Consider the following 25,055-nt stretch of genomic DNA (forward strand, 5'->3'; position numbering starts at 1 on the left):
AATAGAGAATTCATTGGGCTATATTTTGAGATACTAAGATGGAGATAAGCGTGGCTTAAAAGGTGAACAGAGGTGTAATATAAATTTTTAACACACTGAATTGTCCTCTCAGCACGGACTAACGTCCAATAATTCGCTTACTCGGCGGCCGTTTTTTGAATACCTACTCTGATGATGTAATGTTCTTGACAGTCCAAATGCCCTTTGCTAAGATGGCAATAATATATTTTTGGATAAGCATCTCAAACCTTAATTGAAGATCTACACTTGTTCAGCCCCCAGATGTACAGAATTGTCTGTCGTGAATGGACTGGAGTCAAAGGTTCTTCTTTCATAAAGTTTGTAGGCGGGTATAATTTAAAACAACCGAGGAGGAATGACCCAGGTGTGGAAAGATAAGTTTGGTAAAGAAGGTCTAACTTTTGATGATGTGCTGCTGGTTCCGCGTAAATCTGAGGTACTGCCTAAAGAAGTGGATTTGACCACAGTTCTAAGTAAGAATGTGAAGTTGAATATTCCACTTATGAGTGCAGGTATGGACACAGTCACAGAAGCAGCCATGGCCATTGCAATTGCTCGTGAGGGTGGCATCGGGATTATACACAAGAATATGCCTGTAGAGCAGCAAGCGGAAGAAGTAGATCGTGTGAAGCGTTCCGAGAGCGGAGTTATTACGAATCCATTCTCACTTACGGCAGAACACATGGTATCTGATGCAGAGCTTTTAATGGGTAAATATCGCATTTCCGGAGTGCCGATTGTAGACAGTGACAATAAACTTGTCGGTATTCTGACTAATAGAGACTTACGCTTTATTCATGATTTCAATATTCAGATTAAAGAAGTTATGACACATGAGAATCTTGTAACAGCTGCTGTTGGTACAACCCTTCAGGAAGCAGAAGGTATCCTGCAACGTCATAAGATCGAGAAGCTTCCCCTTGTGGACGAGAATAATATTCTTAAGGGTCTCATCACCATTAAGGATATTGAAAAAGCTATTCAATTCCCTAACGGAGCCAAAGATGCACATGGCCGTCTACTTGTTGGAGCAGCTGTCGGTATCTCTAAAGACACCTTCGAACGTACTGCAGCATTAGTAAAAGCTGGTGTGGATCTGATCGTCGTCGATTCTGCACATGGTCACCACATTAATATTATTGAAGCGGTTCGCCAAATTCGTGAGTTGTATCCTGATCTTACGATTGTTGCTGGTAACGTGGCTACAGGTGAAGCAACCCGTGAACTTATTGAAGCTGGTGCATCTGTAGTTAAAGTAGGTATTGGACCAGGATCGATCTGTACAACACGTGTTATCGCTGGTATCGGCGTACCTCAGGTTACAGCCATTTATGATTGTGCGACAGTTGCTCGTGAGTACGGAATTCCTATTATCGCTGATGGCGGTATTAAGTATTCTGGGGAGATTACTAAGGCTATCGCAGCGGGTGCTCATGCTGTAATGATGGGAAGTATGTTTGCAGGTACTGAAGAAAGCCCAGGGGAATCCGAGCTTTATCAAGGCCGTAAATTTAAAGTATATCGTGGTATGGGCAGCATGAGTGCCATGAAACAAGGCAGTAAAGACCGTTATTTCCAAGATGATGATAAAAAGCTCGTTCCTGAAGGAATTGAGGGACGTATTGCTTTTAAAGGGCCTCTTTCTGACACTGTTCATCAATTGATCGGCGGATTGCGCTCAGGTATGGGCTATTGCGGTACGAAGTCATTGGAAGAACTGCGTAACGATACTTCTTTCATTCGTATCACAAGTGCTGGACTTCGTGAGAGCCACCCGCATGATGTGCAAATTACAAAAGAAGCTCCAAACTATTCCGTATAATGGACTAACCGTATTATTTTTTGGACAGACAGGACTATTTCGTCCTGTCTGTCTTTTTTTGCGGGTACCCCTGTGTTAGAATAGAACAAGCTATTGATATGAGATTTAAAGGAGAGTCGTAATCATTGAAGCACAAACGAAAATTTAATGGTAAGCAAATTGTAATTAAGACAGCGACTGTAGGTCTGCTTTTAAATATGTTAATGAACCCAGTAATTCCAGCATTGGCTGAAGCGGGCAAAACTCCGGTTACAACCGAAGGTGCCGCAACTACTACTGAAACTGCACCCAAGACCAACGCAGTTAAGATCCCTTCTGTGGAATCTCTTAACTTGGAATTGAGTTCTGCTATTCTAATAGAACCAACTACAGGCCAAGTACTTATGGCTCTAAATCCAGACACACCACTCCCACCTGCGAGTATGACCAAGATGATGACTGAATATCTTGTATCTGATGCCGTGAAAAAAGGAGACATCTCTTGGGATCAGAAAGTTATCATTCAAGAGAATGCTTCCAAACAGGTCGGATCACGAATTTTTCTGGCAGCTGGAGATGAACATACGGTTAAAGAGCTATACATAGCGATGGCCGTAGGATCAGCGAATGATGCCACAGTTGCTTTGGCAGAATTGGTATCGGGTTCAGAAGAACAATTCGTAGAACTAATGAATCAGACTGCACAGAAGATGGGCATGAAAAATACCTATTTTATTAACTCAACTGGACTTGATCGGGCAGACATGCCGAAGAAATTCCGTCCTGATCTTGATAAAGAGACTGTAATGTCAGCTAGAGATGCAGCTACTCTTGCCAAATTTATAGTTACTGACCACCCGGACTTCACTGAATTTACAACGATTCAGTCTTATAAATTCCGTGATCGGGATACAGCGCCGATCATTAACTACAACTGGATGCTGGAAGCTAACAAAAGTATCCCCAACTTTAAGGCATATGCTTATCCAGGTCTAGATGGACTGAAGACTGGCCATACCACAAATGCAGGTAACTGCTTTACAGGTACTGCTGTGCGTGATGGAATGCGTCTAATCAGTGTTGTTATGGGTGCTAATTCAGAGGCACATCGATTCACAGAAACTAAAAAAGTGCTCGACTACGGGTTTAACAACTTTGAAATCAAACAGGTTGTAGCTCCGAAGGCTGTTATTGCTGGCACGGAAACAGTTCCGGTACTGAAAGGCAAGAATAAAGATGTTTCTATAGTTACTGATGAAGGAGTTTCTTTCATTGTTCCCAAGGGAACGGTTTCTCCTGAAGTTACTACAACTGTTGTAACAAATGACCCTGCAACTTTGGTTGCTCCTATAGCCCAATCCTCTAAAGTAGGTAAAGTTACTTATTCCTACAAGGCTGAAGGCATGCAAGCAGCACAGGAGAAAACAGTTAATCTGATCACTGTAGAGGAAGCTGAGAAAGCTGGCTGGTTCAAGTTGTTCCTTAGAGCGATTGGCGATTTCTTCGGTGATTTATTTTCAGGGATCAAGAACTTGTTCTAATGCAGTTTGGTGTCGAAATCAGCAGTAAATCCGAGTAAATGGGTTGTAGATTCCCCTTCATTGGGGTAAAATTACAAGTTAGATTAAGATAGATCATTCGGGGGGTTAGGACATGGAAACAGGTACATCGCGAGTTAAAAGAGGCATGGCAGAAATGCAAAAAGGCGGCGTCATTATGGACGTCATGAATGCAGAGCAAGCAAAAATTGCTGAGGCTGCTGGTGCAGTTGCTGTTATGGCTCTGGAACGCGTACCTTCTGACATTCGCGCAGCTGGCGGTGTAGCACGGATGGCCGATCCTACAATTGTAGAAGAGGTTCTCAAAGTGGTAAGTATCCCTGTTATGGCTAAGGCTCGTATCGGCCATTATGTAGAAGCGAAAGTTCTAGAATCTTTGGGTGTTGATTACTTGGATGAGAGTGAAGTTCTTACTCCTGCTGATGAAGTATTCCATATTGATAAACATGAGTTCACCGTTCCTTTTGTATGTGGAGCGAAGGATCTGGGAGAAGCATTGAGACGTATTAACGAAGGTGCCTCCATGATCCGTACAAAAGGTGAACCAGGAACAGGCAATATTGTTGAGGCTGTGCGTCACATGCGCTTTATCAACAGTCAAATCCGTAAAGTAACGAATTTGTCCAAGGACGAGCTATATAATGAAGCAAAGAACCTGGGAGTTTCCTACGAGCTGTTGCTCGAAGTACATGAGCTTGGCAAACTGCCGGTTGTTAACTTTGCCGCTGGGGGTGTAGCTACTCCTGCCGATGCTGCTCTTATGATGCATTTGGGTGCTGATGGTGTATTCGTAGGCTCGGGTATTTTTAAGTCGGACAATCCTGAGAAATTTGCGCGTGCGATTGTTGAAGCCACTACACACTATACTGATTACAAACTGATTGCTGAAGTATCCAAGAACCTTGGTGCACCAATGAAGGGGATTGATATTGCAACTCTCACCCCGGCTGAACGTATGTCGGAGCGTGGCCGTTAATAGAGAGAAGGTTGTAGGATGAAGATAGGAGTATTGGCGCTTCAAGGCGCTGTTACGGAGCATATTGTTAGTATAGAGAAGACCGGTGCAGAAGGCGTGCCTATCAAGCGTGTGGAGCAGCTAGAAGAAGTTGAAGGCCTGATTATCCCCGGCGGAGAAAGTACAACGATTGGAAAGCTAATGCGGAAATATGGTTTCATAGAAGCCATCCGTGATTTTTCTGATCAGGGTAAGCCTATTTTTGGCACATGTGCGGGTATGATCGTGCTGGCCAAAAAAATTGCCGGTGGTGAACCGGGACATTTGGAGCTGATGGATATTACCGTAGCCCGGAATGCATTCGGCCGCCAACGGGAAAGCTTTGAATGTTATCTGGAGGTTAAAGGCATTGATGAGCCGGTTCGTGCTGTATTTATACGTGCACCGCTTATCAACGAGGTAGGACCGGGAGTTGATGTGCTTACAGTCTATAATGATGAGATTGTAACCGCGCGCGAAGGGAACTTGCTGGTGTCTTCTTTTCATCCAGAACTGACCGATGATTTCAGACTGCACCAATATTTTGCCGATATGGTAGAGGCGAATAGGGAAGTCCAACAACAAAATCGCATATAAAGAACATTCTGACTCTTTCAAAGCTGTAATCAGCATTTTGAAAGAGTTTAGGCTGTTTTCAGGAGGGAAACTTTGTGTTAGATGTAAAAATACTACGTAGTGATTACGCAAGAGTGGAAGAGGCTTTAGAAAAACGGGGCAAATCACTGGATTTAATTGCTGATTTTCCACAACTTGATTTGCGTCGACGTGAATTACTGCAAGAAACCGAAGGTCTTAAGAACCGTCGTAATACAGTTTCAGGTGAAGTAGCGAAAAAGAAAAAGAACGGTGAGCCAGCAGATGATCTAATTACAGAAATGCGTACAGTATCTGACCGAATTAAAGAGCTTGATGATGAAGTACGTGAACTGGAAGCTCAGATTGCTGATCTTACTATGAATATCCCTAATATTCCTCATGATTCAGTTCCAGTAGGGAAATCTGAGGATGATAACGTTGAATTACGCCGCTGGTCGGAGCCCAAAGAATTCGGATTCACTCCGAAATCACATTGGGAGCTTGCGCAGCAGCTTGATATTATTGATTTTGAAGCTGCAGCAAAGGTTACAGGATCCCGGTTTGTTTTCTATAAAGGACTTGGAGCACGTCTAGAACGGGCGCTGATTAACTTTATGATGGATCTTCACAGTGGTGAGCATAACTATGAGGAAATGCTGCCGCCTTACATTGTGAACAAAGACAGCTTGTATGGTACAGGACAACTGCCTAAATTCGAAGAGGATCTGTTCAAGCTGCGGGATACCGAATACTATTTGATTCCTACAGCTGAAGTACCGGTAACGAACTACTATCGCGAAGAGATTTTGACGGCAGCTGACCTGCCTAAATACCATGTAGCTTACAGCTCTTGTTTCCGTTCTGAGGCGGGCTCGGCGGGCCGTGATACTCGCGGTTTGATTCGCCAGCATCAATTCAACAAGGTAGAGTTGGTGAAGCTCACCACCCCTGAATCCTCTTATGAGAAATTAGAAAAAATGACAGCAGATGCTGAAAGTGTGCTGCAGCTGTTAGGACTGCCTTATCGTGTACTTGGGTTATGTACGGCTGATATGGGCTTCACATCCGCTAAAACGTACGATTTGGAAGTGTGGTTGCCTGAGAGTGGGATGTACCGTGAGATCTCCTCTTGCTCAAATACAGAAGATTTCCAAGCGCGCCGGGCAAATATTCGTTTCCGTAAGGATCCAAAATCGAAGCCTGAATTTGTTCATACGCTGAACGGCTCTGCTTTGGCGGTTGGACGTACAGTTGCTGCAATTCTTGAGAATTATCAGCAAGAGGATGGCAGTGTTCTGATTCCAGAATGCCTACAACCTTATATGCGCAATGTAAAATCGATACAACCAAAAACTATTTAAAGATATAGTTGCTTTTTCTTTGCATAGTATGGTACAATCCTAATGCATGTGAAATTTAAATGCATTTGGAGAGGTACCGAAGCGGTCATAACGGGGCGGTCTTGAAAACCGTTAGGGTGCAAGCCCACATGGGTTCGAATCCCATCCTCTCCGCCATTCCTTTATGAACTTAAAGAATAATTAGATAGAAACCGTTCCCTCTGGGGGACGGTTTTTTGTTTTGTTTGGTAGACCGAGTTCTATTGAGAATAAAAAGCTTCATTTCTCCGCAATGTATTAGAGAAGGAGGATGATCATAATCATGGATAGATCATTAGAAGTTGATCAGCATAAGCTTGTCTCAGCCTGGCAGGAGCGTTTGCCGGCGTTGATGGATGATGGGGATAGTTTCAGTGTGCTGGCGGATAATGGGGATCCGAATAGCTTGCTGATTCATTTTAATGCGGCAGGTCATCAAGGCTATTCATTGGATTTTCGCTGCAAGTATGTAGATAGCAGAGAAGTGGCAGTGGATCTGCTGGATGTGGAACAGAGCGGTCTCCATATTGATGAGCGTAGTGATGCCGTACAGCAGCTGGCACAGCAATACTCACGGCAAATTCATGAATGTGCTCAGGCTCTTCAGAACTTGACCAATCCTTAGGAGGAATGAAAATGTCGAAACCAAAAAGTATCCCTGTTCCTGGGGCAGAGCCAACAAGTGGTGAGCGGAGAAAAGACCATACACCTTCAGGTCCAGAACCGCTTTCAGGTTCTAAAAAGGTGAAACAAGCGAACCATGTTGACCACCATAATCCACAAGGTTAACAAATAAAAACGTTAAGAATTTTAAAGAAGTGTTTCTTGATTTTTACAAATGGTTTATCATAGGAGGGGGAGAGATTTCTTTTACAATGGGAGAGGAGAACAATAATGAACAAAAAGTGGGGTTTGTCGGCCGCTGCATTGCTGCTTACAGCAGCAGTAATTCTGCCGGGATGTGCAAGTAAACAGGAGGCGCCAAAAGAGGCCTTAAAATCAGCCGCTACTAAAGCGACTACAATGTCATCTTATGAGATGAAGAGTAAATTCACGATCAACGATCTTACGATCGAGACTTCTGACGCTGAATCTGCTGCAATGACTACACAGGTACTTAGTATGCTTAAGAATGCTGATATTACCGTTGATGGGGTATATCAAGCAGAGCCAATGCAGACAGAACTAACTATGGTTCTGAATCTGAAGGGCGATATGAGCATGAGCTTTAATGTTCCTATGGTAATGACTGCCGAGAAGTTGTATGTTAAGATTCCATCTATTCCTTTCGTACCGATTCCTGAGACGATCCTCAATAAGTTTGTAGAGGTTGATCTGAAGGCGTTGGCAGAGCAGGAGGGTGCAGAATTTAACCCAAGTACGATGGATACTCAGAAAATGCAGAAGCTGTCTAATGAAGTGGTGGACGCTGTCCTAGCTGAATATGACGAAGAAAAATATTTTAACGAGATTGATCCCAAAGATGCTAATTTACCAGAAGGCGTGGAAGCTAAACAAGTCGTTCAGTTCCAAGTGACTAACGATAATGTTAAAGAAGCAATCACTATCTTGGTGAATAATGCCCTGCCTAAAATCATTGATATCGTAAGCAAGGAAGAATACAAGGATATGCTGCAGATTAAAGATGCAGATCTAGCTAAGGCTAAAGAAGAACTGACATCAGGTGAAGCTAGAACTGAATTGGATAAGGGCTTAGCTGATCTTGATAAGTACCTTACCATCAACCAGTTCCACTATAATACTGCGATCAATAAAGATGGATACGCTGTGTATCAGGATTTATTGATGGATGTTAAAGTTAATGATCCGGAAGATGGCACAAAAGTAGCCTTCTCAGTAAATGGAACGGGCCAATACAGTAAGATCAACGAGAAGCCGGTATTCAAGATTGGTATCCCTCAAGGTGATGATGTAATTACAATGGATCAACTTGGAGAAGAATTCGGTGGTATGGGAACTTATTAATCCCAGTTCGCAAGATTAAGACCCGCATGATGCGTATATTATACGCCCATGCGGGTCTTTTTTTAGGAAAAAAAGTAGCACTCATTCCTGCGACAATGCAGAATCTTATTTCCGTTCCTCAGTCAGCACATCTTCGGTTAAGATTGCGTAGGTTTGGTGATCCTGCCACTGTCCATTTATTTTAAGATACTGACGGGCAATCCCTTCAGGTTTGAACCCACTCTTCTCCAGGACTCTTCGGGAAGCTTCATTATGCAATAAAATAGCTGCTTGAACTCTATGTAGACCTAAGGCCCGGAACGCATAGCCAAGGACTAATCCGACTGCTGCTGTCATATAACCTTGTCCTTGCATCCGATGATCCATTAAATATCCTAAATCAGCATATTGTGCTATACCTCGTGAGACGTTGGACAATGTGATCTGACCGATTAGCTGTCCATCCAGCAGATAAATACCGAACATATAAGCTCTGTCCTTTAGGGCGTCCTCAATACGCTGATTGATGATCTGTTGTTGACTCTCCAGGGTAAAGAAGTGCTCATCACGTTTTGGCTCAAACGGTTCATGGGTTACCCGGTTATTTAAACGAAGCTCCAGCAGGCTCTGTGCATCCTTAAGCTCAAGTGGAGAAATATAGATGCCTTGAGAGGTATGATATAGAGTAAGGGTCATTTAGGAGTCCTCCTTTTGTTTTATTGGCTTTTTACGTAAACGGCGAAAGAAGGAGGTGAGTAGATCTGCACATTCTTCTTGTAAAACACCCTGTATTACCTCAGTTCTATGATTAAATCGCGGTTCTTCAAGCAAGTTCATGAGGGTCCCGGCACATCCAGCTTTAGGGTCAGGCGTTCCATATACCGTGAGAGGCACTCTGGACTGCACTATTGCTCCTGCACACATCGGACAAGGTTCTAGGGTGACGTACAGCTGGCAATCCAGCAGACGCCAAGATTTCATGACATTGCTGGCCTCACGAATGGCTACCATCTCTGCATGGGCTGTCGAATCCATTGTCGTTTCTCGTAAATTGTATCCACGTCCTATAATTTCACCATGTCGAACAATGACAGCGCCAATAGGAACCTCACCTAATGCCTCAGCTTTACGTGCTTCTGCGATCGCCTGCCTCATCCAATATTCATGAACCGCTTGTATATCTTCTGGCGATTCATTGGCTTTAATATTCAAGATCATCTTCCCTTCTTCTGTAACCATTGTACAACGAACAAATATTCGTTCTTAACAAAATGTGTATAACTCTGTGGATAACAGCCTACTTATACACATTTTTGTACACATCAGACTTTAATAATTTGTTTATATGTGCATAAGATGTGGATGGTTTCTTATATATTGTAGAGAAACACCTTTTGAATTTCAATATTTCGTGAATTAATAGGCTTGTTTTAAATGTCCTTTTCAAATGAGGGGGCAAAAGGTATGATGTTTATTATAGGCTCCGCAAGGATTTACCAGTGGATAAGAGGTGAATAACAGTTTGTCCATAAAGACAAAACTATCTGCTATTATTTTTGGAGCGGTACTGCTAATTTTAGCATTAAACCTGACATTTAACCTTTATGCCGCTCAGAATAATCTAAGAAATGAAAACGTAAATAATATGCAGATCACCGCTATGCAAATGGCTGTTTCTGTAGAACAAAGTAACTATAGCTCTAACTATGTAGAATATCAAATTGCGCATAACTTAAGAATGGCTGCCATCTTTGCCTCTAAGGAATTGGGTCCGGATTATAAGAATATAACCAATGCTCAACTTAAGGCCCTAACTTCCAAGTTGGGCGTGTCTAATATTTCAATTCTGGTAAAGACTGATAATGATATCGTGGTGACAAAGGCATCAAATCCTATTGATATTGGAATGTCCACTCAAGGTTGGGGGTACTGGTACCTTGCCCTTTTGGAGTTATTTGATAATCAGGAAGTCACTGTGGGACAAGGTCAGGCATTGGATCATTTTTGGTCAGGCCCATTTGAATATTCAACCTACAATCCCGATTTCATTGAGAAGTGGGGTTATTATCATGATGAAGCAAGCAATTACATCATTAATCCTGTTATTCTCAATACTGCGGCTAGTGAATATGTCAAAATCACCAATCCCGATCAAATTGTAGAGCGAACCAAAGAAGTTAATCCAGGGATTTTAGAGCTTACAGGATTTAATCCAACAACATTTGGTTTAGCGAGTATGGCGGGCGATGGAAGCGATGCATTTAAAAAGAAACTTGGCAACCGCCCAATTAAGTTCGGTACCTATACTTATGGTAATGTGGAGCAAGATAAAGCGGCCATTCTATTAGCTCAGCAGAAGCAGAAGCCAGTTACACTGGAGACGAGGGTACATGGGAAAAGAGTGCTTAAAAGCTTCATCCCTATTCAGAATCCTAAAATGGAGCCCTACGTAATCGGTGTAGTTTTGGATTATTCTGTGATTTCATCCGTAGTTCATGAACAATTAGCCAATTATTTGACTACGTCTCTGTTGTTGCTGGCATTATTTTTGCTATGTAGTTACATACTTTCAGGTTTTGTTACTCGTCCAATTCAGGCTATACTTGCCAAAGTCAATGATGTAGCGCGAGGTAAGTTCGAACCTCCATTAAAGGTAACCTCTCGTGATGAGTTAGGTCAATTAGCCTTGCGGATTAACGCTATGACTTCTCATCTTATGCAACGCACCAATCGTCTTAAGCAGACGCTGGAAGAGAACCGGGCGGTTAAGGAGCATTTGGAATCCGTAATTAACGGTACGTCTGATGCGATTCATACGTTGGATATGGAGGGACGAATCACTAGCACTAACAGGGCCTTTGAGGAGCTGTATGGATGGAGTGCAACAGAAGTGATCGGCAATATGCCATATCTTGTACCCGCGACAGCGCTTAAGCAAGAGGAAGAGCGGCTGGACGCGTTAAGAAATGGTGCAGTTCTGCCGCCGATCGAGACAGTGAGACTTAAACGGGACGGATCATTAGTTGAGGTTAGCGTTAGTACCTCGATAATTCGAGATGAAGAGGGTTATCCCCATTCCTTTATTCACGTTTCTCGTGATATGACGGAACGCAATCGAATGGAGGAGCTGCTTAGACGCTCTGAGAAACTAACTACGGTCGGCCAATTGGCCGCAGGAGTAGCTCATGAGATTCGTAACCCTCTTACCACATTAAAAGGATTTCTACAGCTTCAACAGGAGAAGGAGCTCTTGGTTCCGCTTCATGTAGAGCTGATGTTATCCGAGCTGGAGCGGATTAATCTTATTGTCAGTGAATTTTTAATCCTGGCTAAGCCGCAAGCCGTTCATTTTCAGGAAAAAGATCTTCGCTACATATTAGGTGATGTAGTTTCTCTATTGGATAGTCTGGCTCATCTACATGATATTCAATTTGGTACGAAATTCTCTGAACAACCTGCTACTGTACATTGTGAAGAGAACCAGCTGAAGCAGGTATTCATTAATATTGTTAAAAATGCAATTGAGGCTATGCCTGAGGGTGGCGTCATTTCAATGGAACTGTGGAACTCTGTGGATTGCGTCTTTATAGTAATCAAAGATCAGGGTGAAGGGATTCCAGAGGACGTGCTGCCTAAGCTGGGTGAACCGTTCTTCACGAATAAGGAATCGGGGACTGGTCTTGGGTTAATGATTAGCCAGCGTATTATTCAGGCTCATAAGGGTCATTTGGAAATACAAAGTGAAGTTGGCCGGGGGACAACCGTTATGATTAAGCTGCCTGCAGCTGGAGGGGGTACACCTTGGCTTAACATTAAGGATGAACGGAGTGAAGAACAACGTGAGAATTAATAAATTCATCAGTGAGACAGGGTACTGTTCACGCCGAGAAGCAGACAAGCTTGTGGATGCCGGCAGAGTTACGATCAACGGAGAGCCTGCTGTGCTGGGCAGTCAGGCTGTTCCGGGCGATGATGTGCGAATAGATGGTATAGCGCTTGAAACCTCAAGCCAGACGGTCTACATTGCTCTAAACAAGCCGGTAGGGATTACATCAACCACAGAACAGCATATCAAGGGGAATATTGTCGATTTTGTAGGTCATCATGAACGTATATTCCCGATTGGTCGTCTCGATAAGGATTCGGAAGGATTAATCTTGCTTACTAATGATGGCGACATCGTTAATAAAATTTTACGGGCGGAAGGCCGGCATGAAAAAGAATATGTGGTTACCGTGGACAGACCCATTACGCCTTCGTTTATTACCGGCATGTCCAGCGGTGTGAAAATATTAGGTGAGAAGACACTGCCCTGTGAGGTCACGCGTATTACGGAGCGTGTCTTCCGTATTATTTTGACAGAGGGCAAAAATCGTCAGATTCGTCGTATGTGCAGCGCTTTTGGCTATGAGGTTCGAAAGCTGCAACGCATTCGGATTATGAATATTCGCCTGGGGGCATTGCAAACGGGAGAATGGCGGGAGCTGTCTGCTGATGAGAAGAAAGAGCTTGGAGCTACGCTGAACTACGAGTTACTGTAGGAATGTTATTACAATGTTACAGGTCCATATAGAATGTAGTACTCGCAACAAAAAAGAGCTGTCCAGGGTCTAAGACCTTTGGACAGCTCTTTTTATTACCTTACGAAATCACTTATTCAGCAGAGGGAACAATCCCTGTAAACTCTTTGGATTCTTGATATTTGCGAATAATGGAAACCTCTACCCGGCGATTCTTGCTTCGGCCGGTAGCTGTGTCATTATCCGAAATAGGATGATACTCGCCGTATCCAATCGCACTAAATTTGCGCGGATTTAGATTCGTGTTCTGCAGCAAAATCTTCATGAACTGAAGTGCCCGATCCGCACTCAGATCCCAGTTGGATGAATAGTTGCTATTAGAAATCGGAATATCGTCGGTGTGCCCTTGCACTACTACATCATAATCCGGGAATTGTTGCAGCATCGTTGAGATGGATTTAGCTAATTGCCGCGAATCATCCTTAACAATGGCTTGGCCAGAGGCGAACAATGCGTTATCACTGATCGTAATCATTAGCTGAGATTGATTAAGCTTCGTACTGAGCAGATCCGTTAGACCGTTGCTCTTAATATATTGATCGAATTGTTTCTTAAGCTTCTCTAAATCCTCTTGTTCCTTTTGTCGTAGCTTTGCCATTTCTGCTTCTTCAGCTTTCTTGGAAGTAGAGCTACCCATCTTATCATTTTTCCCCAGATCTTCTTGAGTCTTACTAGGCATTGCTGCCCGCTCTTCAAGAATACCTGTACCGCCATTAAGTGCGGAACTGAAGGCCTGACTCATCTCTTCAAATTTCTTGGCATCCGTTGCGCTCATAGAATACATAACGATGAACAGAGCCACCAGAAGAGTCATGAGGTCGGAATAAGGTAACAGCCACGATTCATCGGCATGTTCTTCATGCTCTTCGTGTCTAGTCTTTTTGCTCACCTGATCCACCGTCCTTCTCATTTAACTTAACGCGTTGCGAAGGTGTTAGGAATACAGCAAGCTTCTGATTGATGGCAATAGTAGATACACCGGACTGTATGGACAAAAGACCTTCGACCATCATCATTCGAACTTCGATTTCTTGTTTGGAGAGACGTTTCAGCTTATTGGCAATAGGATGCCATAATACGTAACCTGTAAAGATACCTAGCAAAGTGGCGATGAAGGCAGCCCCGATTGCCGCAGCCAATTTGTTCATATCACTCATATCAGCCAGAGCGGCGATGAGGCCGATAACCGCCCCGAGCACCCCAAGGGTAGGAGCATACATACCTGCCTGTGAGAAAATGAGCGCTCCTGCTTTATGTCTATCCTCTGTGGCGTGGATATCCTCCATGAGGACATCGCGGACAAAATCCTGATCATTTCCATCAATGATCATCCGCATGCCATTCCTGAGGAAGTTATCTTCTATTTCATCGACCTTTGATTCTAGAGCCAACAGACCTTCACGCCGTGTGATAGAAGCCCATTCCATGAACATAGTGATTAATTCGGGTTTACTGATTAATTTCTTTTTGATAAAAATCATTTTGAACAGACTTGGAATCTTTTTGACCTCGTTGAAAGGAAAAGCCATGAAAATAGAAGCTGCCGTACCCACCAAGATAATAACGTAAGCAGCAGGTGTGGCCAAAGCATGAAGTGGAGCGTGCTTGAGGATCATGCCCCAGATTACAGCAACCAAACCAAAAATTAAACCAATTATTGTTGAAATTTCCATTTTGCACCTCGTCCGTGAGATTTAAGATGTGTTCCGACAATGCCGCGTATATCATCCTTGAAACAGCGGCAGGGCACTCTGTGCGAAACCGAATTAACGTATATTCTTATTTATCGACATCATTCGGTTTTTTGTGAAGTCATTTTTTCGGCTATAATGGATAAGGTAAGTAATTATTCATCTGTGAAGAAAACGGAGTGATATACGTGGGTGTAAAGCATGGTAGAGATTACGGTGAAATTCTAACGGATTTGACCGAAGCCGTCGGACGAATTTCCGATGGATATTTATTTTTCGAGATGGATCCGGACGAGTGGCAGGAACTACCCCAAGAATCAAAGCTGGAGGTATGGGAAGCATTGGCTGAGGATCTTTTCTTCGCGTTGGGTAATGAACCTATGATTGAAGTGGGGAGCGGCGTAATTATTTACGATAAGGACACGCACCGCATTAATATTTTAGTTGGCGAAGAGGATTTGGCTTCAGTGGTTTTGATTTAGGTTGAGGAGACGTCGGGACGTAATTTGCCCGTAGTTAGTAGCCCGTGTTAAAATTGATAAAGCCGAGTTATAATCGCTGGGATTTGTGAATACATTAAATCGAAAATATCGCCTTTATCCTGGCACATCCCTTGGACCTCAGAAGCTAAGGGATGTTTTGTTTAACGCCTAAGTCAAGTAAAGGGAACTGCGCACTTTACTGCAATTTTTTGTAAGGGAGGAAACGAATTGTTATTTACGGAAGAGGAACTGCGTGAGGAGATCACTAAGCTGGAGGGCTGGAAGCTGGATAATAATGTTATGGTGCGAAAATATATGTTCAGCCAATATATGAAGGGCATTGCTTTCGTTGATGAAGTAGCCACGATTTCTGAAGCCTTCGATCATCATCCACATATTACGATTGATTATAAAACAGTTACCCTGCGACTTGAATCTAATGAAGAAGATGGGATTACGGCTCTAGATCTTCGAGCGGCGCATGAATTTAATGAAGCCTTTGAAAAAAATCACTAGTTTAGCCAAAATCATAAAATAAACGCCCGTGCATAGATAGTCACCTATCTCATACACGGGCGTTTTTAGTTGCTTGATGGGTTACTTTTTCTCTGAGAGCCAGAGTGCGACGTTGGCGATCTCTTCAGGCGCTAGCTTCTCCTTAAAGGAAGGCATTTGACCACGTCCTTTAGTGACGATGCTGTAGATTTCCTCAGCGTCATGCTGGCCGCCTTCATTCTGAAGACTTGGTCCAACTCCACCTTGAAGCTGATCGCCGTGACAGGTGATACAGCTGGCTTTCACGGTTGCTTCTGCCTTTGCTGCGTCCAGTTGAACTACCGGCATCGTGGGCTTATTTTCTTCCGCTACCTCTTCTTTACCCGGAAGTGTAAACATGAGTACTACCGCAAAGGCACAGGCGGCAAAAAACAAACCGCTCATGATCCATTTCTGCATCCCAATTCGTCCCTTCTATGTAAGCTGCTCCCTACATTATAGCTTATGGTGAAGCGTTATCATAGGGTTTGTGACAAAAAAATGAACGAGAATACAATCATTCTTATGAAATATATGGTATTTAATATCATTTGTCATAGACCATGCAATAAAAAGGTTTATCTCCTGTAGGTGTGCGGCGTTCATACGTATCTGTAATCGTAAATCCACATTTTTGATAAGTTCGTATGGCGCGTTGGTTCCAGGTCAGGACTTCTAGATCTATCTCACGATCAGGATAACGATTCAAGGCTGTCTGGACGATGGCATCCACGAATAGTTTGCCTAAACCATGGCCGCATAGATCGGGGCGCATCCCAACTCCTAAACGAACGACTCCTTCCATCGGGAACAACTGTGCGAATCCGCACAATACCTCTTGTTCATTTAATATGGAGATATATTGTTCCTCCCGGAGCTGCGGATCACCAAACTCGATGCCAAGAGCCTGCATCTGCTCCCACGGCATCCAGCCATAAATATTATATGGAGGCGTATAGCTCCACTTACAAATAGCTTCTCCGTGAATTGCCTCCATAGGAACTACATGAAAAGTTACCGAGGGATTTATCATAAAGTCATCGATCTCCTTTCACGAGGACATTGCTATATTACTAATTATATACAAAATGGGGGAGGTTCGACTCAGAAACTTTATATGAGAGAAATGTTTTACAAATTATGAGAGGGGTAAATAAGTAATAAGACAAAAAAACAAGCTCTCCTCCAAGAGTTACCTTGGAAAAGAGCCTATGTACGTTACTTATTGCACATCATCATTGTCTTCCGATTCAGCAGCAACCGATTGGTAAGCGTCTGTGCTCATAATGCGCTTGGCACCAACGTAGCGTTTCACGTAGTAGCTATCACTCAGAGAGCTAATCGTAACACCGCGTGAGGTAGAAGCGTGTGCGAACTTACCTTCACCGACATAAATGCCGACATGGGAGACACCTTTGCCACTTGTATTGAAGAATACAAGATCTCCGGCTCTTATATCATCACGGGAGATTGCTGTGCCCATTTGATATTGGGAACCTGATTGGTGTGGAAGGTTAATGCCAATCTTATCAAACACATACATTGTAAATCCGGAGCAATCAAATCCGTTAGTGGATATACCGCCGGATACGTATTTAGTACCGATGGCCTTGTCAATCACTTTATCCATTTTGGAATCTGCGAAAGCGCTTCCTGCTCCGATGGTGAGGATGATGGAAAAGCTTAGTACTGCTGCTGCTAACTTCTTCTTCAAAAGTGTATACCCCTTCCAAATGCCTACGAGGTTAGCTTAAGGGTTCGGTTGAAGGTCCCCTATGACCCCTCTATATAATGGAGGTCAATTCACCCAAAGTTGGTTCCCCCGTTTTCCTAATAGTTAGGAAACTCGGCTCATACTGTTGATTAGGATTAGCTTGTAATCAATACATGACAAAACCTTTGTAAATAACAACTTAATGATTACAAAAATGTTACTAAAATCTCACTGCGCTAATTGTAACAAACAGAAAGCCGCTTGGCAATCGTTTTTAACATATTAATGCAGAAAAATTGGCATTTTTACGGTAGAAAGGCATATGTAAGCGTTAATAATGACCTAATTTTTAATATAATTGCAATTTTTATCAAATAAACGTGTTTCAATTGGGCTCTAATAGTGTAAAAATATATTATGGAAAAAAGAAAAACCCGAATTTGATTACGGGCATAATCAGATTCAGGTTCATATAGTTGTAATTATGAGGTTATAGTTGTGAGGAAGGTTTCAATCGAAGGCTACAGCTTGATAAGCTGAAGTACTCATTACTCTTTTAGCGCCAACATAACGATTGGCCCAGTAGGCCTGACTGAGTGAAGTGATGGTCACTCCACGCGAAGAGGACGATTGTGCGAATTTTCCGTTTCCAACATAAATGCCGACATGGGATACTCCATTGCCAAGTGTGTTAAAGAACACTAGATCACCAGAACGCAGATTGCTTTTGGATACAGCAGTTCCAACGCTATATTGAGCTTTTGATGTACGAGGTAAAGTAAGACCCACATTCTTGAATACATACTTTGTAAATCCAGAGCAATCAAATCCGGCAGTGCTTGTACCTCCGGTTTTATAGGCAACTCCAATAGTCTTTGAGATTACAGAGTCCATTTTAGAGTCGGCAAAGGCGCTTCCTCCACCAATAGATAACGCCATTACAAGTCCTAGCGCCGCAGCGACGCATTTTTTTCTTAAATTATGTCTTTTCAAAAGATGTACTCCTTCCAAGGCCTGCGAGGTTAGCTTAAGGGTTCGGTAGAAGATTCCCTATGATCCCTGTAAAGCGAGATCAATTCACCCAAAATATGGTTCCCCCACTTCCCGGTGCAAAGGAATTAGGCGTGTTAAGCACCAGAGAATGACGTTTCGACAGTTACACTTACGATAAATACATTTAGTTATGTAGGAATCGTTTCAATTGATTACAAAATTGTTACTAATAGCACAGGACTTATTGTAACAGAGCTTTTACGATTTTGCAAATACTCTTAAGTTATCCGTATTGAGAAAAAGTCCCAGCTCCTAAATACAGGAATTGGGACCTTTTTATTATGTCAAATAAGGTTGATTTATTGTGGAAATGCTTTGCTACGCCATAGATGATATTGTGCAGAGATTCCCCACATTTTTAAGAGCGTAGAAGGTAGTGGTGAGATTTGCCGTATTATAAGTGCCGGTAGGCCGGGACAGAACAGACCCGTCAGTCCGCACACTAGCAGTAAGAGCAAGCCTCCCGCACCAAGTACAATGGAAACACCTATAGCAGGAATCAGTGACCGCAAGCAGATGAACAGTGAGGAGAACATTCCTGTACCGCCGGTGTAACCAAACTGCATATATAGAAGAAACAGGCGCACGATAAAAATATATATAAGCCATGCCAATACGTATGGTACTAAATGAAGTAACAAAGCGTAGTTAAACAAAGAGGATAAGAACAGCCCGTACATTTTTGGAGCAAGCCAGTAAAGCGGCAGCAGGGTCAGCACCCATTCGATTAGGCTAAAGACTAAGACAGGTAGTCCATAGATCTTCATGCCAGGGAAAAAGAACAGTCCACGCTCGCCCTTTCGCTCCTGGTGGAGCTCATGCAGCAATCCTGCCCTTATGAAAGGGGAAAGCAGAAGTCGCAAGACAACAAGCGCCAGAAGCATCCATAACCAAGTGCGTATCGCAGGGTCCGTATTCAAGCTGAACTGTCCCTCGATATAATATAACAGTCTGCCCATACCGCTGCCTCCGGCGTCTTTATCCGGATAGCGCAGTAGAATTGGAATAATAGCAGATCGGATGAAACCATACATAAAGTAGCCCCAGAGCAGTCGGTAGATGAAGAGCAGAATTAAAATATAAAATTGCTCCTTCATGCTTTGCCAGCCGCGGGTTATCGATGTTCTCACAATCATTCACCTCACCAGACAAGAGTTCCGAGCACGGTTTCAAGTAGTTTAGTTACACTTAATGTCCAGCGAGAGAGCGTCTTGGGCTCTATTTCCGCCAGCCTAAAGTTGTTTAGATGTTTGCTCTCCAATAAGATGGAATGTTCAGGGTCAATCTCAGCAGAGAGAAGAGGCTTATCGCTTAACAATTGAAACGTAGTCTCTGCTCCTTCACCGTTCCAGACCCGCTGCACCGAAGAGCTGTCGGCGAATGTGAATTTCACGGGAACATCAACGTAATGGCTCCCTTTGTTTGAAATCTTCACTAATGATTCGTAGCTTGGGGCATCGCCGCTGTTATTTTTTTTAAAAGTAATCGTATCTACTGAGAAGTCAGGCGCTCCATCACCATAAATGTAATCATCGAAATAGGCCTGCCATGGTTTTTTGGTTACCTTCTCAACGACTTTCTGAAAATCTGACGTAGCAGGATGCTCGAAACGGAACTTACGAGCGTAGGAGGACATGATGTTGTTCATTGCTTTGGTACCTACCTGGTGTTCGATATCTTTAAGTACAAGCTTGCCGCGGATATAAACATTTCGGCTATAGGAATCCGCCCCTGCATATTTCCACGTTTCCAGATTTAACGGCTCAGGTATAGTTACCAGGCTGGCCTGTAAAGGCAAATTAGACTTGATACCGTATTCTTGCTCCATAAGTCTGTCTTCGGCATAGGAAGTGAAGCTTTCATCCAGCCAGGCCTCCTCGAATTCATTACTGGCTACCATACCGTAGAAGTATTGATGGCCGATTTCATGAATGACGGTTCTTTCAAGTGAGGTATCTGGAGAAGAATCCGCGGCCCCAAAGGCTGTAATAAGGGTAGGGTATTCCATTCCTCCAGCACCGTTGCCCTCCTTAGGTGGGACGACAATAGACAGCGTAGAGTAGGGATAAGGACCATACCATTTGCTGAAGTAGGTCAGGGCAGCCTTGGCAGCCTGAAGGTAACGCTCTTTTAAATCTTTGTGTAGTGGGTCGAGATACACCTTAATTCGTACTCCAGGCACCTCCGGCGTAGAGAAGGCTTCCTCAGCTACTGTAAAATCAGGGGATGCGGCCCAAGCGAAATCGTGGACATCATCGGCGTAGAACTGATATATTTTCTGATCTTGTTTGAGCTTGGCATTTTTTACAGGAAATCCGGTCGCAGCCACCGTATAGTTGGAAGGGACGGCAATCGTTACATTAAAGATGCCAAAATCACTGTAAAACTCAGAGGTTCCGTGATACTGATGCAGGTCCCAGCCTTCTTCTTTAACTCCGCGTGTGCCCCTCGGCTCGTATACACTAAGCTTAGGGAACCATTGCCCAGCCATAACGAAGTTACCTGAAGCACCCATGCGTGCAAAGATTTTGGGCAGCTGGACTTCATACTGAAGCTTAAGTGTTACACTTTCCCCACCATTAACAGGCTGAGGAAGATGTACCTTTAGGAGCGTCTTATCGTTGATATTGCCGTCATCAGGTTGGACATATTGCACTCTTTGCATTAGCGAAGTTCCTTCTGTCGTGCGCAGATCGGTCAGCGTCATATTTCCGAAGCCGTTCTCAGGCATGCTGTCGCCTCTGAGCGTCCCCCCGGATTCCTTCATAAAGGTGGTATCTGATGAGGCAAATGCATTTGGATACATGTGAAAATATAAATCACTTACTGGCTTTACTCCGGGGTGTGTCCAGGTTACTGTCTCAGAAGCTTTTAAGGTTTCTGTGTCAGGAACAAGCTGGACATCAATGTGATACTCGACTACCCGCTGGCTTAAAGCCTCCTCTGCCGGGACGGGCGCGCTCTCAGGCAATACCTGCTGTGGTACGGCTGCAGGCGCTGTGCCGCTGGAGGACTTGGCCTCTTTTGAAGCGAAGCTAGTAACAGAAGCCGTAGAGCTATCCCCTGAAAAGGCCCATATTCCTCCTCCCAGCAGCGCGAGGATGGCCAGGGTCGCAAAGATGATGTACTTTAATGACAGTGACTTCATAGTGTGATTCCTCCCGTGACAAGCATCTACGGGATGTATATGTTTGCAATCGCCGCATTATTAGCTAAAATTAAATTATTCGTAAGAGGAAGGGTGTGCACTCGTGGACAACATACAACCGGAGGGCAAGAAACAGATTGCCTTAAATATTGTGAACGCTAAAAGTAAACATAAAGGCTTTGGAGCAGGCTCTATAGATCTCAACAACGTTTCACCTGTCATTATTGATGGTGATGTGGCGGTTATTGATATCGGTGCCATGCATGCCAAGAGTAAGGTGGAAAAAGGAATTAAATTTTCCATGAATCGTGAAGACGTACCGAATGGAAGACTGGTTTGGGTGGTATGGGTAGCGGTAGACCGTACATTGGAAGCTCAATTTTATGGTGGAATCACAGCCTGTGAAATGTGGATTGATACAGAAGCGCGCCGCGGATGGAAAATTCTTGCCGAGCATGTCAATAAGCTGGATGCAGCTCTCAAACGCAAGATCGATGTGGCAGGGCTTGGAGCCGTTGAGAAATCGGCCCTCAAATCCCTTTTGATCTCTCATAATGAAACATGGTGGAATGCATCCTCAGATGAGCTTAAAGCTGCACTGACTGAATAGTATAGGAGCCTCCAGAAGGGTTATCCGATATAGAAAAAGCTTCGACCTCCGGAAATAGGAGCGTCGAAGCTTTTTTAATTTATGATTTGCTTGTGCTGCTAAGCTTGCGTTTGAGCTGACTCACTCTGGCTTGGCTAATCCCGAGGATTTCCGCAAGTTCTTTTTGGTTGGCATAGGGATGATCTTCAATAGCTTGTTCCAGACGTTGGCACATTTCCTCTGTCTTCGACTTTCGGATGCTGGTGTTGTGCTCTGGTGCCTCAACAACAAAATCCTCACGTGACTCTGGCAATTGAGACATGCGTTCAGGATCGACAATTTCTTTTAGACAGCTGCTACAAATAAACTGCTCTTTATAGTAGGTGACATGGTCGTGGCTTCTGCAAAATGTACACTCTGTCGAGGTGTACTTCCTAAGGACGATGATTTTTTCGTCTAAAACAAAAAATTCGATAGGATCACCAATGTCGATATTACGCGTCATACGGATTTCTGCGGGAACCACAATTCTCCCAAGACTGTCTAAACTCCGGATCATGCCTGTATCCTTCATCCCATGTCCCTCATTTACATCATTATATTTTGGTTTCTAATAACTATTATAGCAGTAATTGTGAGTTAAGAAAATGGGGTAAGCATAATAAATAAAACGGTTACATCCCTTATGCTATAAGTGATATTTGAATTTAAAAATCCTGTTGTTACTACAATATATAACTTATAAAAAAAGAAAAACCCCTTCAATATAAATGAAGAGGCTAATTCAACCACCAGCGTTTAATGTTCTTCCATAGGGAACGATTCTCTTCAGCAGGATCTACCTTGCTTTGTGTGTCATCGACAGCAGGAGCGGCGCCAGTTCCATGCAATTCGCAGTATTCGGTGGGCTCAGTTCCACTAATAAAGGTTTCCAGTTCTTTGTCGGGACATGCTGCTGTAGCAAGTTTACCGGATTGCGGATTGACGTATACGCTGACCACTCCATCTGGAATGGGGAAAATTTTTGGAGGGACATTTTCCAGCGCTTTTTCAGTAAATTGGGCGAAAATGGGAGCTGCACGCCGTCCGTCGGTAGTTGCGATGTCGCGCCCCTTGTCGTATCCAACCCAGACTGCCGTTGATAGCTCCGGGGTGAAACCTACCATCCAGCCATCTGTATCCGTAGTACCGGTCTTGCCGGCTACCGGACGTTTGATTATGGAAGCCACCCGATTGCCCGTCCCCCCAGTCTCGAATACCCCCTCCATTAAACGAGTCAGTACATAGGCAGCTGCAGGTTCTACGACGGTTACTCCTTTGGGTTGAGGTGCTTCATACAGGACCATGCCATTTGAATCGGTTATTTTTAGAATGGCTGTGGTCGGCATTTTCTGACCGCTGTTTCCAATTACAGCGAAAGCCGCAGCCATTTCAAGCGGACTGATCGGTGAAGTGCCCAGTGCCAGTGAAGGTACGCTTTGAAGTGGACTGTCAATGCCCATCTTCGCAGCCACTTCGCTTACTTTATCCGCGCCGATCTTCATAATTGTATTAACAGCATAGATATTGTCGGATGCTGCGATAGCTTGCCGCATATTAATTTCACCCAGATACTTATCCCCAAAGTTTCGGGGCTGATACGTTTTGCGGTTGTTATCATAATGAAACATCGTTGGCTGACTATTGAAGACCGAAAGTCCTGTCATCTCTTTGGATGAGAGTGCGGCCAAGTACATAATCGGTTTAAAGGAAGAACCCGGCTGGCGTGTGGTGGCCAAAGCATGATTATACTGGTTGGTACGATAATTTTTTCCGCCGACCATTGCTTTGATGTAACCGGTGCGAGGATCGATGGATACAAGCGCAGTCTCCAGATCACTAGTTTGATCCATCTCTTTGTCAACGGCATTTTCTGCGGCATGCTGCATGTCAGGGTCTAGGGTGGTATAGACATTTAGTCCGCCTTGCTCCAGCTCATCATTACTGATGTGGAGCGATTCTATAGCCAAATTGCGGATATAATCCCGGAAATAAGGCGCAGCTACAAGCGTATCCTTTTGTCCTTGCGGCTTGAAGCTTAAATTCTCTTGGACGGCTTGTCCGGCTTCTTCCTGAGTGATATTACCTAAATCCGCCATGACGGTCAGGATGATTCTCTGGCGCTTTTTAGCATTGTCCATGTGGTTGTATGGTGAATAATAGGTAGGTCCCTTTGGAATTCCAGCCAGCATGGTACTCTCTGCCAGGTCTAAATCCGCTGCAGATTTCCCAAAATACATCCGTGAGGCTGTTTCAATGCCGTAAGCACCGTGGCCATAGTAGATATTATTTAAATACATGTTCAGGATTTCATCTTTGCTGTATTTCATCTCCAGCTGCATCGTATAGACAGCTTCTTTAGCCTTGCGCGTCCATGTTTTTTCATGGGATAGGTAGAGGTTACGTGCGAGCTGTTGAGTTAGCGTACTAGCACCCTGCGACCGGTTCCCCTCTTCCAGATTGACAAGAACAGCTCGTGCCATCCCTTTCAGATCAAATCCGGAATGCTCATAAAATTTACGATCCTCGACTGCTAGTGTAGCTTCAATGAGCAGGGGAGAAATTTGACTTAATTTGACGGGTTCGCGGCTGCGGCCGTCTGAGGTAAAGGTGGCAAGAACATTGCCACGGGAGTCAAACAGCTTGGAGCGCACATCATCGCTAATCGGTGGAAGATCTTTTTGATATAGATAACCGAGCAGAGCTCCGGTGGTTAATACAAATAATATGATCAAGGCTGCCAGCAGCCGAAATAAACGCCGGAAGCGGCTTTTTCGTTTCGGTGGATTCGTTGATTCGCGTGTCATGGCACCAGACTCCTTTCTTTCATATTATGGGGAAGGATCTGGAAGGATATTCATTAGGGATATGGAGGGTAACAAATTGTTTCTATTTTGTGATTGTTTAAG

General features: G+C 43.8%; 25 protein-coding genes, 1 tRNA gene and 2 riboswitches. Of the genes, 14 read left to right on the top strand and 12 right to left on the bottom strand.

The window, feature by feature from the left end; all coding sequences use genetic code 11:
• The first annotated feature begins 385 nt into the window (after window positions 1–385).
• The 9 genes from guaB (at window position 386) to MHH60_RS23685 (ending at window position 8,337) form a co-directional block, all read left to right on the top strand.
• Entirely contained in the window at window positions 386–1,843 is a 1,458-nt protein-coding gene (gene guaB, locus MHH60_RS23645; protein WP_036679982.1) for an IMP dehydrogenase, read from the top strand.
• A gap of 125 nt (window positions 1,844–1,968) precedes the next feature.
• On the top strand, window positions 1,969–3,363 hold the full coding sequence (locus MHH60_RS23650; RefSeq protein WP_036679981.1) for a D-alanyl-D-alanine carboxypeptidase family protein: 1,395 nt from the start codon (window positions 1,969–1,971) through the stop codon (window positions 3,361–3,363).
• 112 nt (window positions 3,364–3,475) lie between these two features.
• Window positions 3,476–4,357, top strand: a complete 882-nt coding sequence (gene pdxS, locus MHH60_RS23655) for a pyridoxal 5'-phosphate synthase lyase subunit PdxS (RefSeq protein ID WP_036679980.1) — start codon at window positions 3,476–3,478, stop codon at window positions 4,355–4,357.
• An 18-nt stretch (window positions 4,358–4,375) separates the two neighbouring features.
• A complete protein-coding gene (gene pdxT / locus MHH60_RS23660; protein WP_076138624.1) occupies window positions 4,376–4,972 on the top strand; it encodes a pyridoxal 5'-phosphate synthase glutaminase subunit PdxT in 597 nt (198 codons plus the stop codon).
• Window positions 4,973–5,046: 74 nt separating this feature from the next.
• Window positions 5,047–6,333 carry a serine--tRNA ligase gene (gene serS / locus MHH60_RS23665; RefSeq protein ID WP_341161166.1) on the top strand — a complete coding sequence of 429 codons (1,287 nt, stop codon included), beginning with the start codon at window positions 5,047–5,049 and terminating at the stop codon, window positions 6,331–6,333.
• 67 nt (window positions 6,334–6,400) lie between these two features.
• A tRNA-Ser gene (locus MHH60_RS23670) sits at window positions 6,401–6,489 on the top strand.
• 145 nt (window positions 6,490–6,634) lie between these two features.
• Entirely contained in the window at window positions 6,635–6,976 is a 342-nt protein-coding gene (locus tag MHH60_RS23675; protein WP_036679977.1) for a hypothetical protein, read from the top strand.
• Between the two features lie 11 nt (window positions 6,977–6,987).
• On the top strand, window positions 6,988–7,140 hold the full coding sequence (locus MHH60_RS23680) for a small acid-soluble spore protein P (RefSeq protein WP_076138623.1): 153 nt from the start codon (window positions 6,988–6,990) through the stop codon (window positions 7,138–7,140).
• A 105-nt stretch (window positions 7,141–7,245) separates the two neighbouring features.
• Window positions 7,246–8,337, top strand: coding sequence for a hypothetical protein (locus MHH60_RS23685; protein WP_076138622.1), 1,092 nt, complete (start codon window positions 7,246–7,248; stop codon window positions 8,335–8,337).
• Between the two features lie 105 nt (window positions 8,338–8,442).
• Here the strand turns inward: MHH60_RS23685 and MHH60_RS23690 are convergent, their stop codons facing one another.
• Entirely contained in the window at window positions 8,443–9,012 is a 570-nt protein-coding gene (locus MHH60_RS23690; RefSeq protein WP_076138621.1) for a GNAT family N-acetyltransferase, read from the bottom strand.
• Window positions 9,013–9,534 carry a tRNA adenosine(34) deaminase TadA gene (gene tadA / locus MHH60_RS23695; RefSeq protein WP_076138620.1) on the bottom strand — a complete coding sequence of 174 codons (522 nt, stop codon included), beginning with the start codon at window positions 9,532–9,534 and terminating at the stop codon, window positions 9,013–9,015.
• A 304-nt stretch (window positions 9,535–9,838) separates the two neighbouring features.
• Between tadA and MHH60_RS23700 the strand changes: the two genes are divergently transcribed.
• Together MHH60_RS23700 and rluF are read left to right on the top strand one after the other, a co-directional pair.
• A complete protein-coding gene (locus MHH60_RS23700) occupies window positions 9,839–12,166 on the top strand; it encodes a sensor histidine kinase (protein WP_076138619.1) in 2,328 nt (775 codons plus the stop codon).
• A complete protein-coding gene (gene rluF / locus MHH60_RS23705; RefSeq protein WP_036679985.1) occupies window positions 12,156–12,857 on the top strand; it encodes a 23S rRNA pseudouridine(2604) synthase RluF in 702 nt (233 codons plus the stop codon). Before MHH60_RS23700 ends, rluF begins: the two co-directional genes overlap by 11 nt.
• 112 nt (window positions 12,858–12,969) lie before the next feature.
• Here the strand turns inward: rluF and motB are convergent, their stop codons facing one another.
• Together motB and motA are read right to left on the bottom strand one after the other, a co-directional pair.
• Window positions 12,970–13,785, bottom strand: coding sequence for a flagellar motor protein MotB (gene motB / locus MHH60_RS23710; RefSeq protein WP_076130384.1), 816 nt, complete (start codon window positions 13,783–13,785; stop codon window positions 12,970–12,972).
• On the bottom strand, window positions 13,769–14,569 hold the full coding sequence (gene motA, locus MHH60_RS23715; RefSeq protein ID WP_036679967.1) for a flagellar motor stator protein MotA: 801 nt from the start codon (window positions 14,567–14,569) through the stop codon (window positions 13,769–13,771). Before motA ends, motB begins: the two co-directional genes overlap by 17 nt.
• Before the next feature lie 206 nt (window positions 14,570–14,775).
• Between motA and MHH60_RS23720 the strand changes: the two genes are divergently transcribed.
• Together MHH60_RS23720 and MHH60_RS23725 are read left to right on the top strand one after the other, a co-directional pair.
• Window positions 14,776–15,069, top strand: coding sequence for a hypothetical protein (locus MHH60_RS23720; protein ID WP_036679966.1), 294 nt, complete (start codon window positions 14,776–14,778; stop codon window positions 15,067–15,069).
• A gap of 228 nt (window positions 15,070–15,297) precedes the next feature.
• Window positions 15,298–15,585, top strand: a complete 288-nt coding sequence (locus tag MHH60_RS23725; protein ID WP_076130383.1) for a 4a-hydroxytetrahydrobiopterin dehydratase — start codon at window positions 15,298–15,300, stop codon at window positions 15,583–15,585.
• A gap of 81 nt (window positions 15,586–15,666) precedes the next feature.
• Here the strand turns inward: MHH60_RS23725 and MHH60_RS23730 are convergent, their stop codons facing one another.
• The 6 genes from MHH60_RS23730 to MHH60_RS23755 form a co-directional block, all read right to left on the bottom strand.
• Window positions 15,667–16,023 (bottom strand): c-type cytochrome, encoded by a 357-nt coding sequence (locus MHH60_RS23730; protein WP_036679962.1) that lies wholly within the window; start codon window positions 16,021–16,023, stop codon window positions 15,667–15,669.
• Window positions 16,024–16,150: 127 nt separating this feature from the next.
• Window positions 16,151–16,636 (bottom strand): GNAT family N-acetyltransferase, encoded by a 486-nt coding sequence (locus MHH60_RS23735; RefSeq protein WP_076138618.1) that lies wholly within the window; start codon window positions 16,634–16,636, stop codon window positions 16,151–16,153.
• A 189-nt stretch (window positions 16,637–16,825) separates the two neighbouring features.
• On the bottom strand, window positions 16,826–17,317 hold the full coding sequence (locus MHH60_RS23740; RefSeq protein WP_036679958.1) for a C40 family peptidase: 492 nt from the start codon (window positions 17,315–17,317) through the stop codon (window positions 16,826–16,828).
• Between the two features lie 5 nt (window positions 17,318–17,322).
• Window positions 17,323–17,465: riboswitch (cyclic di-AMP (ydaO/yuaA leader) on the bottom strand.
• Window positions 17,466–17,827: 362 nt separating this feature from the next.
• A complete protein-coding gene (locus tag MHH60_RS23745) occupies window positions 17,828–18,256 on the bottom strand; it encodes a C40 family peptidase (RefSeq protein WP_052097401.1) in 429 nt (142 codons plus the stop codon).
• A gap of 57 nt (window positions 18,257–18,313) precedes the next feature.
• A riboswitch (cyclic di-AMP (ydaO/yuaA leader) is annotated at window positions 18,314–18,452 on the bottom strand.
• Window positions 18,453–18,669: 217 nt separating this feature from the next.
• Window positions 18,670–19,500 carry a hypothetical protein gene (locus MHH60_RS23750; protein ID WP_038573983.1) on the bottom strand — a complete coding sequence of 277 codons (831 nt, stop codon included), beginning with the start codon at window positions 19,498–19,500 and terminating at the stop codon, window positions 18,670–18,672.
• Window positions 19,501–19,511: 11 nt separating this feature from the next.
• The gene (locus MHH60_RS23755; protein WP_076138617.1) at window positions 19,512–21,518 is read right to left on the bottom strand and encodes a M1 family metallopeptidase; all 2,007 of its coding nucleotides are present in this window, start codon (window positions 21,516–21,518) and stop codon (window positions 19,512–19,514) included.
• 103 nt (window positions 21,519–21,621) lie between these two features.
• Here MHH60_RS23755 and MHH60_RS23760 point away from each other — a divergent pair, with 103 nt between their 5' ends.
• Entirely contained in the window at window positions 21,622–22,128 is a 507-nt protein-coding gene (locus MHH60_RS23760; protein ID WP_076138616.1) for a YwhD family protein, read from the top strand.
• Window positions 22,129–22,207: 79 nt separating this feature from the next.
• Here the strand turns inward: MHH60_RS23760 and MHH60_RS23765 are convergent, their stop codons facing one another.
• Together MHH60_RS23765 and MHH60_RS23770 are read right to left on the bottom strand one after the other, a co-directional pair.
• Window positions 22,208–22,681 (bottom strand): AbrB/MazE/SpoVT family DNA-binding domain-containing protein, encoded by a 474-nt coding sequence (locus MHH60_RS23765; protein ID WP_038568063.1) that lies wholly within the window; start codon window positions 22,679–22,681, stop codon window positions 22,208–22,210.
• Between the two features lie 205 nt (window positions 22,682–22,886).
• Window positions 22,887–24,953: a transglycosylase domain-containing protein gene (locus tag MHH60_RS23770; RefSeq protein ID WP_076138615.1), complete on the bottom strand. Its 2,067-nt coding sequence runs from the start codon at window positions 24,951–24,953 to the stop codon at window positions 22,887–22,889.
• Window positions 24,954–25,055: the final 102 nt, after the last annotated feature.

This window comes from Paenibacillus sp. FSL H7-0716, assembly GCF_038002705.1.
Taxonomy (GTDB): Bacteria; Bacillota; Bacilli; order Paenibacillales; family Paenibacillaceae; genus Paenibacillus_AQ; species Paenibacillus_AQ odorifer.